We start from the raw sequence: 16,080 nt of genomic DNA, 5'->3' as shown, positions 1-16,080 counted from the left end.
GTATGTATCACCTTCCTTCGCTTCGTCTTACAGATTGAAAATGAAATGCTTGATGTCATTTTTAATTCCACCCAGCATATTTTGTGGTCTATAACAAGCTTTTCCTAGGCTGGATAATCTTATTCTTGAACGCAAAAAACCGAAACCTGGCTAAGTGCTCCAGGCTTCGGTTAATCATTCAATACATATCTTTAAATCGGTCAGGCCAATTAAAAGTAAATAATATTGCGGTTATACACCCGAGTACGCCATAAATCCACCATCCACAGGAATAACCGTACCTGTAACAAAACCGGACTGACGTTCATCTGCCAGCCACATCAGCGTGCCTAGAAGATCTTCCGGTTTGCCGAAGCGACGCATTGGCGTGTGCGCAATGATTTTGCTTGAACGTTCGGTCGGCGAGCCATCCGGCTTAAGTAGCAGATTACGATTTTGTTCAGTCAGGAAGAATCCTGGTGCAATGGCGTTTACCCGGATTCCCGATTCGGCCAGATGTACCGCAAGCCATTGCGTGAAATTGTTAATCGCCGCTTTGGCTGCACTATACGCAGGAACTTTGGTCATGGGCGAAGGGGCACTCATGGACGAAATATTAATGACAGTAGCTGGAACATCACGTTCAATCATTTGTCTTGCGAAGATTTGGGTAGGGATGAGGGACCCGACAAAATTCAGATCCATCACCTGACGGAATCCCTCGACACTTACATCAAAAAAAGTAGTGATATCCGGCTGTTGCAAATCTTCCTGTCTGAAAATTTCATTGGTGGTATTGGCACTGGCATTGTTGCCACCCGCTCCGTTAATAAGGATATCGCAAGGTCCAAGCTTCTCTTGAACAACAGCTGCTGCCGCTGTTACACTATCGGCCTGGGTCACATCACAAGCTACAGCGATCGCTTTTCCACCCGCAGCCTCGATTGCCGCAACAACTTCTTCCCCTTTGGATACGGTACGGTTCAGAATGGCTACACTTGCACCATGGCGTGCGAGCTCTTCAGCCATGGAACGACATAGAACACCTGCTCCACCAGTAATTACAGCTACTCTGCCTTCCAGACGGCTTGAGCTTTCTTTGGCAAAGTCACTCATGCTTTTGACCTCCTTTGCAGGGAGTCCCAGACGCCCCAAAGATACATAATTCCCAGAGCCCGATCATAGAGTCCATACCCAGGTCTACATTGCTCTCCCCAGAGATGACGTCCATGGTCCGGCCGTGCATAACCTTCAAATCCAATATCGTGATAGGCTTCCACAACACCGGCAATATCGACATTTCCATCCTGACTGCGGTGGGATGTCTCGATAAAGTCTCCATTATCGTAGATTTTGACATTACGGATATGGGCAAAAGGAATACGGTCCTTGAACTCGTGGATCATACCGATAATATCATTGTTCGCATTAGCCCCAAGAGAGCCGCTGCACAACGTTACACTATTGTATGGGCTATCATACAAGTTCAGATATCTGCGAACATTGTCTTGGCTCGTAATAATCTTTGGCAGTCCAAAGATTGGCCAAGGCGGATCATCCGGATGAATGGCCATTCGAATACCTAACCGTTCAGCAGTAGGAATGATCTCCTGCAGGAAATAAAGGGCGTGTTCCCACATATCTTCCTCTGTTACATCCTTATAGGCTTCGAACAGACCTGTTAAATACTGCAATCGTTCCGGTTCCCAGCCAGGCATCGTCAATGCGGAATTTTCAGTGATGCGTCGAACCAATTCCAGCGGTTCAATATCGGCGATTTTGCTATTCTCGTAGAAGAGGGCGGTAGAGCCATCTTCCATCTCCTTATGCAAATCGGTACGCAGCCAATCAAAGATCGGCATGAAGTTGTAACAGATCACTTTAACGCCTACCTGGGCGAGTTTTTCCATCGTTTTTTTGTAATTCTCAATATATTGATCACGTGTAGGCAGACCGAGCTTGATGTCTTCATGAATGTTAACACTCTCAACGACATCCAGATGTAACCCAGCCTGATCTGCAGCAGCTTTGACTGCCAGAATTTTGTCCATGGGCCATTCCTCACCTGCCGGAACATCATGCAGCGCCCATACAATGCCTTCGACTCCGGGAATCTGCCGGATGTGGTCAAGTGTTACGGTATCATTGCCTTCTCCAAACCAGCGAAAAACCATTCTCATCACATTCACCTCATCAAGATTAGTTTAAAGAACAGGTAGATCCATCATCATTGAAAATAGGAAGGGTATGTATCCCGCAGGACAGCCAGATCCGTAACGGTCAAATGCAGATGTTCCTGCATAATGTGCTCCGCCGTTTGGGCATCGTGCTGTTGTATCGCCTGAACCATGGATCGATGCTGTTCGAGCAAATGATCCCAATGATGATCCGAAGACAGACGGAGCATTCGACTCCGGTTCAGATGCACGTTCATATGCTGGATCACGGACCAGGTGTTTTTTTTGTTACAGCCTGCAAAGAGAGTACTATGGAATTCCTCATCCAATCCGAACATTCGTTCATCATCCGGTTCAAGTATACATTCCTGCTGCTGCGCAAGGTTCTGCTCCAGTATTTTCATGTGTTCATCTGGAAATTGCACACACGCGAGCCGTATGACGGCACGCTCAAGCTGCTCACGCATGAAACGTGCTTCCTCCACAAGATCAACCTGAATCAGAGATACATAGGTACCTCGCTGTGGATAGACTTCCAGCAGACCTTCCTGCGCTAATCGGACGAAGCTTTCTCGAACAGGGGTCCGACTTACATTGAACTCAAGCGAGATCTCTTTCTCCGAGATGGCGGTACCGGGAGGCAGCTTTAAACTCAGAATTAACTGCTTCAACGTCGTATAGACCGCCTCACGAGAAGAGAATGTTTGTTTGTTCAGAGAAGACGGGTTTATTAAGGATGATAATAATTCGGCTTTGGACGAAGACCTAGGGGGAAATTCCATAATCTCAACTCCTTCAAGGATATACTACCATACTTGTATGGTAGTGTGGAAGCGCTTTATATAAGTTGTTCTAAAATCTATCGCATATGGCTTGCTGTTAGCGAGATGCTGGAGTAAACTATAGTCATTAGGTTCAAACGTTTAAACTAACAGTCATGACAACTGTGATATCTGTAGAACTTATAGAGGTGAAACTATGGGACAAAAAGCGATATCTATTTTTCAAACCTGCATCCCCTTATTCCAGGTACTTAGCGACAATCATCGTCAGGCGATTTTACTTGCTCTTAGTGAGAAGGGCAGCATGACAGTGAATGAAATTACAGAACAGTTCAACCTGTCACGACCTGCTATATCTCATCATCTCAAGTTATTGCTTGAAAAAGGGCTCATCTCTGTAGAACAGAAGGGCACACAACGATATTATTCCGCTTCATTAAGGTCTTCAGTGGAATTATTGAAGGAACTGGTTGGGGCGTTGGAAGAAGAGTGCTTATAAGCAAGAGTTGTTAACATGCCTAGGCATGTGGACTATATGTTCGTATGTTTAAACGAATAATCATTAACTCGGAAAAGGAGTTGTATTATATGAGTGTCATGCAGGAATTAAGCGAACATGAAGTCGAAGAAATTTTAAAGCAGCAACGGCAGTTTTTTCGCTCAGGGGTTACTCGTTCGGCTGAGTCTCGCATTACACATTTAACCCGGTTGAAACAGGCGATTCAGAAGTATGAGTCCCGTCTTACTGAGGCGCTCTACCAGGATTTGGGCAAGAGTGAGTTCGAATCGTATACTACAGAGATTGGATTCATGCTGGATAGTATCACGCACACCATTCGGCAAGTGAAGAAATGGGTCAAGCCGGTCAAAGTCAAAACCCAACTCGCGCTGATCGGGTCTAAAAGTTATATCATTCCTGAGCCATATGGTGCGGTATTGATTATTGGACCTTTTAATTATCCATTCCAGCTGTTAATTGAACCCTTGGTTGGCGCGTTGGCAGCTGGCAATACGGCAGTACTCAAAGCATCAGAGAACACACCAGCCGTATCAGCTGTTATTCGCGAGATGATTAGCTCGGTATTCGAACCATCATACGTTCACGTGGTCGAAGGAGCCAAAGATACAACCACGGCGCTTATTCATGCGCCTTTTGACTATATCTTTTTTACAGGAAGTGTACCCGTTGGCAAAATCGTCATGCAGGCCGCTGCCAAAAATCTCGTTCCAGTGACGCTGGAGCTTGGCGGTAAAAGTCCGGTCATCGTGGATAAGCATGCAGATATTAAAGTGGCTGCACAGCGTATTATATGGGGAAAGCTGCTCAATACGGGTCAGACCTGCATCGCTCCAGATTATCTGCTTGTGCATGAACAGGTGAAAGATTCGTTGATCTCCGAAATGAAAGCAGTAGTGGAAGCGTTCTTTGGGACAGATATCCAGCATAATCATGACTATGGGAGAATCGTCAATAAGGCGCATTTCAAACGTCTCACGACTCTTATTGAACGTGATCAGGCTCATGTCATCTATGGTGGTCAATCCGATGAGGAAGACCGCTTTATTGAACCGACGTTTATTGATGCTGAATCGTGGGAAGCAGCTACGATGGAAGACGAAATTTTCGGTCCGATTCTGCCGATTATCAGTTATTCCCATATTGATGAGGCGATTGCAGGTATTGTGAAGCGGCCGAAACCGCTGGCGCTCTATCTCTTTACATCGGATACACAATTACAAGATAAAGTGATGCAAGAGGTTTCTTTTGGGGGAGGATGCATTAACGATACGATTACCCATGTAGCCAACCCACGTCTGCCGTTTGGAGGGATAGGGCATTCAGGCCTTGGCTCGTATCACGGGCGGTATAGCCTGGAGACCTTCTCTCATATGAAAAGTGTGCTCAAAAAGAGCACTAGATTGAACTTATCTATTTTATATCCGCCATACGATAACAAGCTGAAGACGATTAAACGTCTATTAAAATAAAATAACTGACGTTTAATCGTAAGCAAATTAAATATCATACTGGAATGATGTTCAAAGGATGAAGCTTATTCGGGAGCAGGCTGTTCCAGTCTATAGCGTGTGGGTGATATCCCTGACCAGCGCTTGAATTGACGACTGAAATGGGCAATATCCTTGTAACCTAGCATGGCAGCGATGTTCTGAACCGACAACTTAGGGTTGCCCAGCAGAACTTTGGCTTCATGCAGAACCATTTCAGATAAATATACACGCGGAGACTGACCATATACCTGCCGAAATACACGGTTACAATGTGAGGAACTGATGCCCAGCTCTGCTGCAATATCATCAATGCCATAATGGCTGGTAGACTCACGTCCCTGCTTAAATTGCTGACTCACCAGTCCTTGCAGCCGATTACGAATTTGATGGGCCAGTTCGATCTTCTCATATCCATCCGTGAACAATTGTGCGGCTTCCTGAGAGACAGCCTCCCATAAATGGCCGAACAACTCAAATACCGCCGATTGCAGCTGCATGCGCTGTACCATCGTACTCGCCGCCCGGTTATCCGCTGAAGACATTAATTTGCGAAGGACAGGCTCGATCTGGCGGGTAACCGGACTATCTGCATCGAACAAAACCTGCTTGATTCGTGCAAGCAAAGAGAGAAATAACTGATCATCGATATCAAAATGCATGCAAAAATACGTAAAACCCTTGCCTTTATGGCTCAGGCTGGAATGAATGCTCCCTGGAGGAATCAGGAGTAATTCTCCAGCCTTTTGAATATACAGCTTGCCGTCCACGGTCATGTATTGTTCGCCTTCCGTTACATAATTCAGCTCATATTGTGGATGTTCATGGGTTGGATAATCCCAATCGGCCCCGACACTTCGCAAATGTATAGCGAACAAATTCACCGTTGTTTGTACATCCGGGTAAAATACTTCATGTACACTCTCTCCCAAAGCGGGAGGCAAATAGGTGGAAGACATGGGAGACCCCCTTGATAAAAAATATGGAAACAGATGTAACCGCTTTATTTATATTATAGTCTATTAGCTTGATTTGGGTAAATATCCGATTGATTTGACCATGGTCTACGGTGGAATGCCCATGGTAGGATGGGGCTAATGAAAACGTATGCAAACCATTTTGAGAGGGGTCATCGTTCATGAGCACATCCAAATCCATCTTTTATAATGCCCATCACTCACCGATCGGGGCTTTTGCCAGCTTTACGCTTGGATACAAAGGAGCCAAAGGCGGACTAGGCCTGGAGCTTGGCAAGCCAGCAGATCAGAACGTATATATCGGTTTACAATCTCGCGATAGTGAGCACTACGAAGCTTTACCATTTTTCGAAGCCGTTGAAGATGCAAGCGTTCGATATGATGTAGAGAAAGTGGACAACTCGGATTCAGATCAGGTGTCTTCGGCCTCGACAGAAAATGGATTGAGCACACCAGCGGCATCACAGGGAACACGCCCGCTAATTTCAGCATTCCGCGATGAAGAGATTACGCGCGAGTTTACTTCTGGAACAGATACGTGGACGGCAGGTGATCTGACTTTCCGTATCTACTCACCTGTGCGTCCTGTACCCGAACCGCTGAGTGGTGATCGTGAAGCATTAATGGATGCACTTGTGCCTGCGGTGCTGGTGGAAATGACAATTGATAACACGCAAGGACAGCAGCCGCGTAAAGCATATTTTGGCTACCAAGGTAATGATCCTTACTCAGCCATGCGCATCGTCGGAGGGCCTGAGGGTGGGTCATTAACCGGAGTTGGACAAGGTCGCCTAACCGCCATTTTATCTGCGGATGAGGGTCTATGGCCTGCTCGAGGATTTACATTGGAGAAGATATTGCAGGAGAAACATCGTGAGAATCTCGCGTTCGGACTGGGCGAAACAGCTGCACTGCTGATGGACGTTCCCGCAGGAGAGAAGCGTACATACCAATTTGCCGTCTGTTTTTATCGCGGCGGGATCGTTACTACGGGTATGGACACGACCTATTGGTATACCCGTTATTTTGCAGATATCCTGGATGCCGGAAAATACGCGCTTGGCCGTTTCAACGAGCTGACTGCTTCCTGTAAGGAAGTTGAGCAACGTCTCGGTGTAGCTGCTTTGAGTGAAGATCAGTCATTTATGCTTGCCCATTCCATTCACAGCTATTATGCAAGTACACAACTGCTGGATGCGGATGGAGAGCCGTTCTGGATCGTAAATGAAGGCGAATACCGGATGATGAACACACTTGATCTGACCGCAGATCAGTTGTATTTTGAACTTGCACTAAACCCTTGGACCGTGCGTAACGAGTTGGAGTGGTTTGTGAAACGTTACAGTTATACGGATCAAGTGCGGTTCCCGGGCGAAGAGAAGGAATATCCGGGCGGCATTACGTTCACGCATGATATCGGCGTAGCCAATGTATTCTCACGTCCGGGGCACTCGGCATATGAACTGGTAGGTATCGATGACTGCTTCTCGCAAATGAGCCACGAGGAACTGGTCAACTGGCTCTGCTGTGCAACTGTATATATTGAACAGACGCAGGACCGGGAATTTGTTAAAGAGATGCTGCCCGTCATTCGGGATTGCTTTGAAAGCATGTTAAACCGGGATCATCCGGATGAAAACCAACGCAACGGCCTGATGGGGCTGGATAGCAGTCGTACCAAAGGCGGAGCCGAGATTACCACTTACGACAGCTTGGATGTGTCACTTGGACAATCCCGCAACAACATCTATCTGGCTGGAAAATGCTGGGCCGTCTATGTAGCCCTGGAGAAGCTGTTCGCTGCAGAGAAGCTGGCTGATTTGTCTCATCACGCAGGACGTCAGGCGGATCAGTGTGCAGCCAGTATCGCAGCCCAGTTAACCGATGGTGGTTACATTCCAGCAGTTATCGCCGAAAATAATGATTCCCGTATCATTCCGGCCATTGAAGGCTTGGTGTTCCCATACTTTACCGGCTGTGAAGGTGCGCTGGATGTAAATGGCCGTTTCGGTCCTTACCTGCAAGCGCTCCGAACCCACTTTAAAACGGTTCTTGTCCCTGATACATGCCTGTTTGAAGATGGAGGCTGGAAACTGTCTTCTACGAGCAATAACTCATGGCTCAGCAAAATATATCTATCCCAGTTCATCGCACGAGAACTGCTGGGCGTGGAATGGGATAAAACAGGCAAGGCTTCTGACGCAGCTCATGTAAACTGGCTGCTGCATCCAGAGGAATCTTACTGGTGCTGGAGTGACCAGATCCTGGCAGGTGTGGCGGTCGGAAGCAAGTATTACCCGCGCGGAGTAACATCAATTCTATGGCTGCTCGAAGGCAAAGGTAATCGTCTGGAGCAGATCTATGCCAGCAAGGAGGCTGTACAATGAGCAACACAACCCTTCAATCGAATTTTTCCGGCCCTCAATACGATGCGTGGCTTGGATATCTTCAAAGTCAAACCGCAGTAAAAGGCGCCGTCAAAAAATCAGCCCCTGTCTGGAGTCATATCGTGACTGTAGCGGAAGATCAGGAAATTATATCAACAGCATCAGCCGAGCTGACTCAGGGACTGGATAAGCTGTTTGGCATCAAACCGAAAGTTAAACAGGAAACTGTCAGTCAAGTGAGCAAGTCGGATTCAGCCCACCAGGAGGCACAAGGGATCTGGCTTGGCACATGGACGGGTTCAGAAGCAGTGGCTCAGGCCTTTAGCGACACGGAACGCTCTACCGTGCAAGGAGAAGGTTATATTATCCGCGAAGATAAAGAGCAGGGTAGGCTATTTATTGGTTCTGAAACCCCTCAAGGTGTTCTATATGGTACTTTTCATCTATTAAGGGAGCTTGTTCTGGAGCAAGAAAACTCAAACGAAGTGCACCCTGCTGGGGGAAGATTAAGCTATATCTCTGAGCAGCCTGCTAATGCATTACGCATGATCAATCAGTGGGATAATGTGGACGGCAGTATCGAGCGTGGTTATGCTGGAAAATCCATTTTCTATGACAATGGAGAATTCACTCGTGATCTTGGACGTATTCGAGATTATGCCAGATTGCTTGCTTCTACAGGCATTAACGCTATTTCAATCAATAACGTAAACGTGCATCAGCGTGAGAGCTTGTTCCTGACGGAACGTTTCCTGGGTGATGTTGCGAAGGTTGCTGCCCAATTCAGAGCGTACGGCATCCGATTGTTCCTTAGCGCCAACTATGCTAGTCCAATAGAGATTGGTGGATTGCTTACGGCAGATCCGCTGGATGAACAGGTCCGTGAATGGTGGAACATTCAGACAGCCAAGGTGTATGCGGCAATCCCGGATTTTGGCGGCTATCTGATCAAAGCGGATTCGGAAAATCGGCCTGGACCCTTCACATATAACCGTGATCATGCTGATGGAGCGAACATGCTGGCCGAAGCACTTCGCCCGTTTGGTGGACTAGTAATATGGCGCTGCTTCGTCTATAACTGCAAACAAGACTGGCGTGACCGCTCAACGGATCGCGCACGGGCAGCATATGACCACTTCAAACCACTGGATGGCCGATTTGCGGATAACGTCATTTTGCAGATCAAGAATGGGCCGATGGACTTTCAGGTTCGCGAGGCCGTATCTCCGCTGTTCGGTGCAATGGAGAACACAAATCAGGTATTGGAATTCCAGATTACGCAGGAGTATACGGGCCAGCAGAGGCATCTCTGTTATCTGATTCCACAGTGGAAAGAAGTATTGGATTTTGATACGTTTGCCAAGGGACCGGGTTCTGAAATCAAACGTATTGCTGACGGTTCTCTGTACAATAGACCCTACAGCGGCTTTGCTGCAGTATCCAATATCGGTGCAGATGCTTGCTGGACAGGACATCCGCTCGCTCAGGCGAATCTATATGGATATGGAAGACTTGCCTGGAATCCGGAACTGTCATCGGAAGAGATAGCGGAGGAGTGGGTCAGACTTACATTCGGACATGACGAAGAGGTCGTTCGTCTAATCTCTGGCATGCTTTTGAATTCATTGGATATCTATGAAAGTTATACAGCACCACTCGGTGTAGGCTGGATGGTTAATCCGGAGCACCATTATGGGCCTAATGTGGATGGCTATGAATATTCCAAGTGGGGTACGTATCATTTTGCCGATTGTGATGGCATTGGTGTGGACCGGACTGTGAGAAGTGGAACCGGATATACATCGCAATACCACCGCGAAAATGCCGAAAGATATGAATCCGTAGACTCCTGTCCGGATGAGCTGTTGTTATTTTTCCACCATGTCCCGTATACGCATGTTCTGCATTCTGGCAAAACGGTCATTCAGCACATTTATGATACACATTTTGATGGAGCAGAGCAGGCGGAAGCCTTAGCACAGACCTGGAGACAGTTGGAAGGCAAGATTGATTCGACTGTATTTGATAAGGTGTCTACTTTACAGGCAGGGCAAGCGGAGCACGCCAAGGAATGGCGTGACATGATCAATACGTACTTCTATCGCAAAAGTGGTATTGCAGATGAACAAGGAAGAACGATATATTAATCTGGATACGAGAGTGATATAAGTTGAACTAAACATTTACAGGGTAACAGAGAGGCCAGAGCAATTCTGACGAAGCCGAGCGTTCACCTTTATCACCTTTGGAGGAAAGAACAACGTTGGCATACACGAGAAGGAGGGAACATATGGGACATCATCAATTACCAGAGACCATGAAGGCTGCTGTCATGACAGAGCCGGGGCACATCATCATTGAAGAACAGGCTGTACCACAGCCGGCTGAAGACGAGGTGCTCATTCAGGTGATGGCCGTTGGCGTTTGCGGATCGGATGTGCATTATTTTGAACATGGTAGAATTGGCCGATTTGTTGTTGAGAAACCGATTATACTTGGACATGAATGTGCAGGTATCGTAGCGGCTGTAGGTTCAAGAGTATCACGGCTGAAAGAAGGAGATCGGGTAGCCATTGAGCCCGGGGTAACCTGCGGACGATGCACGGCATGCAAAGAAGGTCGTTATAATCTATGTCCCGATGTGCAATTTCTAGCGACGCCTCCGGTAGATGGGGCATTTGTACAGTACATGACCATTCGGGAGGATATGGTTTTCCCGATCCCGGATCATCTGTCTTTTGAAGAGGCAGCCATGAACGAACCTTTCTCGGTTGGCATTCATGCTGCACGACGTAGTAAACTGGCTCCTGGCACCACACTTGCCATTATGGGCATGGGACCTGTTGGATTGATGGCTGTTGCAGCGGCTAAATCGTTTGGCGTAGAACACATCATCGTCACAGATTTGGAGGAAGTAAGGTTGGAGGCTGCTCGTCGTATGGGCGCCACGCATACCATTAATGTACGGAACGAGGATGCACAGGCGGTGATCCGTGAGTTAACGAACGGCGTCGGTGTAGATACAGCTTGGGAAACTGCGGGGAATCCGAAGGCACTTCAGTCTGCATTATATTCGCTCCGTCGAGGAGGCAAGCTTGCTATTGTAGGACTGCCCGCACAGGACGAAATTGCACTGAATGTTCCTTTTATCGCGGACAACGAGGTAGATATATACGGAATCTTCCGTTACGCCAATACGTATCCGGCGGGAATTGAATTTCTGAGTTCAGGCCAGCATGATGTAATGTCCCTGATTACTGACCGTTATTCGCTTGAGGAGACGCAGCAGGCCATGGAACGGGCATTGCACAACAAAAGTGGCAGTCTCAAAGTAATGGTGTATCCGAACGGAAATTGATTCTATTTCAAAGGAGCCCTGGTATTTAGGGTTTCTTTTTTTGTATTTTTCGCCATAAAAGGATTAAACAAGCTTCCATAACGTGGTATAATGCTTGAAGATTTTAATATATAAAATTATACACACCACATTGGTTAAATAGCATCTAGCGAAAGGAACTGAAGGTAGTGAGAACACATGAATTTATGATTCACTCTGATTTCCACCGGGATGATCTGATGTCTGTTTCTTCTCAAGCTTCGCGTTTTGCCTCGGATATTTCATTGTCATTTATGGATGCGAATCATGAACATCGTGTAGATGTCAAAAGCCTGCTCGGAATGGCGCTTCTTCCAATTCGACATGGCAGTGTGGTGAGATTGCAGACACGGGGAAGAGATGAACTTGAAGCGTTGGAATATATGCTAAATGTATTGGAAAAGGGCTTAACTTGAACTCTGAAACCTGTGCAAATCACAGTGAATTGTAAAATATTTATCGTTTCTTCAATTCTGACTGGTACTTCGTCCAAAAAAAGAGTATAATAAAATTTAGTTCTATTCTAAGAAGTACCCATATTAAAGGAGTGTAAATAGATTATGCCAAAAGCTGATATCCATCCAAAGACACAAACAGTAATTTTCTTCGATGCAAGTGCTGATTACAAATTCCTGAGTTCTTCGACTAAATTCTCGAACGAAACAATGGAATGGGAAGATGGTAACACTTACCCAGTAATCCGTGTGGACACTAGCTCCGCATCCCACCCATTCTTCACTGGTAAACAAAGAAACGTGGACATCGGTGGTCGTGTTGATAAATTTAACCGTAAATACAACATCAAATAGGTTGTCCAACCATTACAAGAAAACCTCGGGATTAATCCTGAGGTTTTTTTGTTTGCATACCGATTAGTAAACCCATGTAATTCAGAGTAAAAGTAATTCTAATCCCCCTACTTATTCATTTCCTCTAAAATTAATTCAACCAATTATTGCGCTTACAACACATTCGGATGTACACTAGGAAACAGAATCAGACATATTGGAGGAGGAAATAGAGATGAGCAGCATCAATCATATGGTAACGTTTACACTTTACGCAGGTAAAGATACACCCGAAGCAGAGGCATTTTTGAAAGAGAGTGCGGATGCACTGGCGAATATTCCCGGTGTAGAGCAATTTCAGGTCTTGCGTCAGGTGAGCGAAAAAAATGAATTTGACTATAGCTTTTCAATGGTCTTCGCCAACCAGGCTGCATATGATACATATAATGATCATCCGGTTCACCGCAAATATGTAGAAGAACGGTGGGAAAAAGAGGTTAGTCGCTTCCAGGAAATTGATCTCATTCAGCATGGGAAGTAATGAAATGATGAATCTCATTGAACCAAACAGAAGATAACATGAACTTCGAAAGCGTTTTCCAGTTTGATTAATGAGGTTAAATCATTATTAAATCCTTTTTTTTTCATCACTAAATTTCGTGACTACACATGTGGCTCAAAGGAGGGGACTGTCCTTATGAAATTGGATCTTACAGGTAAAACGGCACTGGTGACAGGCGCAACCGGTCAATTGGGAAGGGTCATCGCTCGTACGTTGGCAGACTGTGGTGCTGATCTCGCGCTGCATTACATAAATAATGATACGAAGGCTAGAGAACTTCAGGCTGAGATTGAAGCCATCGGTCGGAAAACGGTCATTGTTCAGGGCGATATCACGAAGCAGGATACGGCATTTCGGATGCGGGATGAAATTCAGTCCAGCCTTGGCGATGTGGATATCGTGGTTGCCAATGCAGTCATCCAATATGCCTGGACAACGGTGCTGGAACAATCACCGGATGATTATATAAGTCAGTTCGAATCATGTGTGATGCAGAGTGTGTATCTTGCCAAAGCATTCATCCCATATATGAAAGAAGCCAGAGCTGGTCGATTCATTGGTATCAATACGGAATGTGCGATGCAAAATTTTGCTACCCAGTCTGCATATACGGCTGGAAAACGCGGCATGGATGGTTTGTACCGTGTGCTGGCGAAAGAGGTAGGCGAATATCAGATTACGGTCAACCAGGTTGCGCCTGGATGGACGATCAGTGAGCGCGACCGCAACAGTGAGTCGGGGCATGATGAGGGTTATATTCAAACTGTACCGTTGAAACGCAGGGGAGAAGATCAGGAAATTGCCAATGCGGTAGCATTTCTGGCTTCCGACCTGTCCTCGTTTATTACAGGAGCTTATATCCCGGTCAGTGGTGGCAATGTGATGCCTGCCATTTAATATTGATTTATGGATGTGAATGAATTACTAAACATGCAATGAACCGCTTTTTAAACCATAACAACCCAAGATCCGTTTGTCAGTCCATGACAAGCGGATTTTTGTATATACCCATAAATACATATGATTTTGTTTCTAATTTCAAAAGATTGGGGTAAAAGAATAGGTAGTTTAACGCGGTGGAAACATAACTCAAAATAAGCGAATAAAGGAGACCGACCTGTCATGAAAAAAACAATTGCAGACGTTCTGGTCGAAGCACTATTGAACGCAGGCGTCAAACGCATCTATGGTATCGTTGGAGACTCCTTGAATGCGGTACTCGATTCCATCCGTCGTTCGGGTAAAATTGAATGGATTCATGTCCGCCATGAGGAAGTTGCAGCTTTTGCGGCCGGGGCAGATGCCCAAGTGAGCGGAAGTATCGCCGTATGTGCGGGCAGCAGCGGACCGGGAAACATGCACTTGATTAACGGTCTGTATGACTGTCATCGGAACCGTGTACCGGTACTTGCCATCGCTGCTCATATTCCAAGTGATGAGATTGGGAGTGAGTATTTTCAGGCGACTCATCCAGAGTATTTGTTTCAGGAATGCAGTCATTATTGTGAAGTCATCACAACAGCCAAGCAGATGCCGCGTTCCTTTACGATGGCAATGCAGACCGCAGTAGCGCGTTCAGGCGTTTCCGTCATTATACTGCCGGGTGATGTAGCGGCTTTGGAAGCGGCGGACCTACCTGTTCCGGAGCATGTATATCATGCGACACAGCCTGTTGTACACCCTTCCGAACCTGAACTGCGGAAACTGGCGGAATTCTTGAATCAAGGAAAAAAAATTACGTTGCTGTGTGGTGCAGGCTGCGCCGGTGCGCGTGAACCTCTGATGCAGCTCTGTGATCGCTTAAAATCTCCTATGGTTATTGCTTTGCGAGGCAAGGAATACCTGGAATACGATAACCCGTATTCGGTGGGCCTCACAGGATTAATCGGATATTCCTCCGGTTATCATGCCATGATGGACTGTGATGTGCTCCTGATGTTGGGAACTGATTTTCCGTACCGTCAATTCTTCCCGGAAGATGCGGTTGTACTTCAAGTGGATATTCAGTCTTCACACCTTGGTCGCCGTACAAAGCTCGATTATGGATTGTGCGGAGACATAAAGGCCACCATTGAAACATTATTACCTTATCTCACGGAAGAACATAGCGACAAACATTTGCATAAAAGTGTGGAACGTTACGAGAAAGTTCGCAAAGAATTGGATGAGCTTGCCGTAGGTAAACCCGGAAAAACACCAATTCATCCACAGTATCTAACCAAGGTTATCAGCGATGCTGCAGCAGAAAATGCAATCTTCACCTGCGATGTAGGTACACCTACGGTATGGGCGGCTCGCTATATTGAAATGAGCCGTAATCGCCGATTGTTAGGTTCATTCAGTCATGGCACCATGGCGAATGCTCTTCCACAGGCAATTGGAGCGCAGGTGTCTGATCCGGGAAGACAAGTGATTTCTTTGTCCGGTGATGGCGGCATTGCCATGCTGATGGGTGATCTTCTGACGCTTAAACAGCATAATCTCCCGATTAAAGTTGTCGTGTTTAACAATGGTGCACTCAGTTTTGTTGAACTGGAGATGAAAGCTGCCGGATTGCTTGAATCTGGTACCGAGCTCGTAAATCCCAACTTTGCCATGGTAGCTCAAGCGATGGGCCTGGAGGGGATACGGGTTGAAGATCCGGCTGATCTGGAAGGGGCTGTAGAGCGTGCATTGCAGCATGATGGCCCTGTTCTGATTGATGTTGTGGTGAACCGTCAGGAGCTGTCCCTGCCTCCGAAGATTAATATAAAACAGGCCGAAGGCTTCACCTTATGGATGATGAAGGCGGTGCTGAATGGGCGTGGCGATGAGCTGATTGAGCTGGCCAAAACCAATTTGCTAAGATAAGTAAAAGGTTTTCCTTAGCATTATCGCACCATGTTCAACCGTTCGATCTGACAATGTAAATACATGAAATTAAACTGTACATCTCACCAAAAAGAAGGGGAATGTTACACGCTTTTATTAAAGAGTTCTCCTTCTTGAGATGTGTGGAATGTGATGAATATTATAGTATGTGCTTATATTATATGGTTTGTTTTT

Annotated in this window: 14 protein-coding genes; 10 read left to right on the top strand and 4 right to left on the bottom strand. The window is 46.3% G+C overall.

The features are described 5' to 3' along the window. Nucleotides 1–231: 231 nt before the first annotated feature. From MHB84_RS28110 to MHB84_RS28100, 3 genes are read right to left on the bottom strand one after another with little or no spacing between them, the layout of a single operon-like run. Complete coding sequence (locus tag MHB84_RS28110; protein WP_076288682.1) at nucleotides 232–1,095, bottom strand: SDR family oxidoreductase; 864 nt, start codon at nucleotides 1,093–1,095, stop codon at nucleotides 232–234. Beyond that, on the bottom strand, nucleotides 1,092–2,159 hold the full coding sequence (uxuA, locus tag MHB84_RS28105; protein WP_076288683.1) for a mannonate dehydratase: 1,068 nt from the start codon (nucleotides 2,157–2,159) through the stop codon (nucleotides 1,092–1,094). The genes MHB84_RS28110 and uxuA overlap by 4 nt, the downstream gene beginning before the upstream one ends. Nucleotides 2,160–2,206: 47 nt before the next feature. Further along, nucleotides 2,207–2,938: a GntR family transcriptional regulator gene (locus MHB84_RS28100; protein WP_083678849.1), complete on the bottom strand. Its 732-nt coding sequence runs from the start codon at nucleotides 2,936–2,938 to the stop codon at nucleotides 2,207–2,209. A gap of 196 nt (nucleotides 2,939–3,134) precedes the next feature. Between MHB84_RS28100 and MHB84_RS28095 the strand changes: the two genes are divergently transcribed. Together MHB84_RS28095 and MHB84_RS28090 are read left to right on the top strand one after the other, a co-directional pair. After that, nucleotides 3,135–3,437 (top strand): ArsR/SmtB family transcription factor, encoded by a 303-nt coding sequence (locus MHB84_RS28095; protein ID WP_076288684.1) that lies wholly within the window; start codon nucleotides 3,135–3,137, stop codon nucleotides 3,435–3,437. Between the two features lie 98 nt (nucleotides 3,438–3,535). After that, the gene (locus MHB84_RS28090; RefSeq protein WP_076288902.1) at nucleotides 3,536–4,927 is read left to right on the top strand and encodes an aldehyde dehydrogenase; all 1,392 of its coding nucleotides are present in this window, start codon (nucleotides 3,536–3,538) and stop codon (nucleotides 4,925–4,927) included. Between the two features lie 65 nt (nucleotides 4,928–4,992). Here the strand turns inward: MHB84_RS28090 and MHB84_RS28085 are convergent, their stop codons facing one another. After that, entirely contained in the window at nucleotides 4,993–5,904 is a 912-nt protein-coding gene (locus MHB84_RS28085) for a helix-turn-helix domain-containing protein (protein WP_076288685.1), read from the bottom strand. 179 nt (nucleotides 5,905–6,083) lie between these two features. Between MHB84_RS28085 and MHB84_RS28080 the strand changes: the two genes are divergently transcribed. The 8 genes from MHB84_RS28080 (at nucleotide 6,084) to poxB (ending at nucleotide 15,885) form a co-directional block, all read left to right on the top strand. Then, the gene (locus MHB84_RS28080) at nucleotides 6,084–8,309 is read left to right on the top strand and encodes a glycoside hydrolase family 52 protein (protein WP_076288686.1); all 2,226 of its coding nucleotides are present in this window, start codon (nucleotides 6,084–6,086) and stop codon (nucleotides 8,307–8,309) included. Beyond that, the gene (locus tag MHB84_RS28075) at nucleotides 8,306–10,456 is read left to right on the top strand and encodes an alpha-glucuronidase family glycosyl hydrolase (protein ID WP_076288687.1); all 2,151 of its coding nucleotides are present in this window, start codon (nucleotides 8,306–8,308) and stop codon (nucleotides 10,454–10,456) included. The genes MHB84_RS28080 and MHB84_RS28075 overlap by 4 nt, the downstream gene beginning before the upstream one ends. 143 nt (nucleotides 10,457–10,599) lie before the next feature. Continuing rightward, nucleotides 10,600–11,667 carry an NAD(P)-dependent alcohol dehydrogenase gene (locus MHB84_RS28070; RefSeq protein WP_076288688.1) on the top strand — a complete coding sequence of 356 codons (1,068 nt, stop codon included), beginning with the start codon at nucleotides 10,600–10,602 and terminating at the stop codon, nucleotides 11,665–11,667. A 167-nt stretch (nucleotides 11,668–11,834) separates the two neighbouring features. Continuing rightward, on the top strand, nucleotides 11,835–12,101 hold the full coding sequence (locus MHB84_RS28065) for an HPr family phosphocarrier protein (protein WP_063563877.1): 267 nt from the start codon (nucleotides 11,835–11,837) through the stop codon (nucleotides 12,099–12,101). A gap of 144 nt (nucleotides 12,102–12,245) precedes the next feature. Continuing rightward, a complete protein-coding gene (locus tag MHB84_RS28060) occupies nucleotides 12,246–12,494 on the top strand; it encodes a type B 50S ribosomal protein L31 (protein WP_062319704.1) in 249 nt (82 codons plus the stop codon). 214 nt (nucleotides 12,495–12,708) lie between these two features. Then, nucleotides 12,709–13,014 (top strand): Dabb family protein, encoded by a 306-nt coding sequence (locus MHB84_RS28055; protein WP_076288689.1) that lies wholly within the window; start codon nucleotides 12,709–12,711, stop codon nucleotides 13,012–13,014. 156 nt (nucleotides 13,015–13,170) lie between these two features. Continuing rightward, nucleotides 13,171–13,932, top strand: a complete 762-nt coding sequence (locus tag MHB84_RS28050) for an SDR family NAD(P)-dependent oxidoreductase (RefSeq protein WP_076288690.1) — start codon at nucleotides 13,171–13,173, stop codon at nucleotides 13,930–13,932. Nucleotides 13,933–14,157: 225 nt separating this feature from the next. Next, the gene (gene poxB, locus MHB84_RS28045) at nucleotides 14,158–15,885 is read left to right on the top strand and encodes a ubiquinone-dependent pyruvate dehydrogenase (RefSeq protein WP_076288691.1); all 1,728 of its coding nucleotides are present in this window, start codon (nucleotides 14,158–14,160) and stop codon (nucleotides 15,883–15,885) included. The last annotated feature ends 195 nt before the right edge of the window (nucleotides 15,886–16,080 follow it).

The organism is Paenibacillus sp. FSL F4-0087, assembly GCF_038020215.1.
In the GTDB taxonomy this organism is placed as follows: Bacteria; Bacillota; Bacilli; order Paenibacillales; family Paenibacillaceae; genus Paenibacillus; species Paenibacillus taichungensis.
The sequence above is the reverse complement of the archived record's forward strand: the minus strand, read 5'-3'. Positions and strand labels throughout refer to the sequence as shown.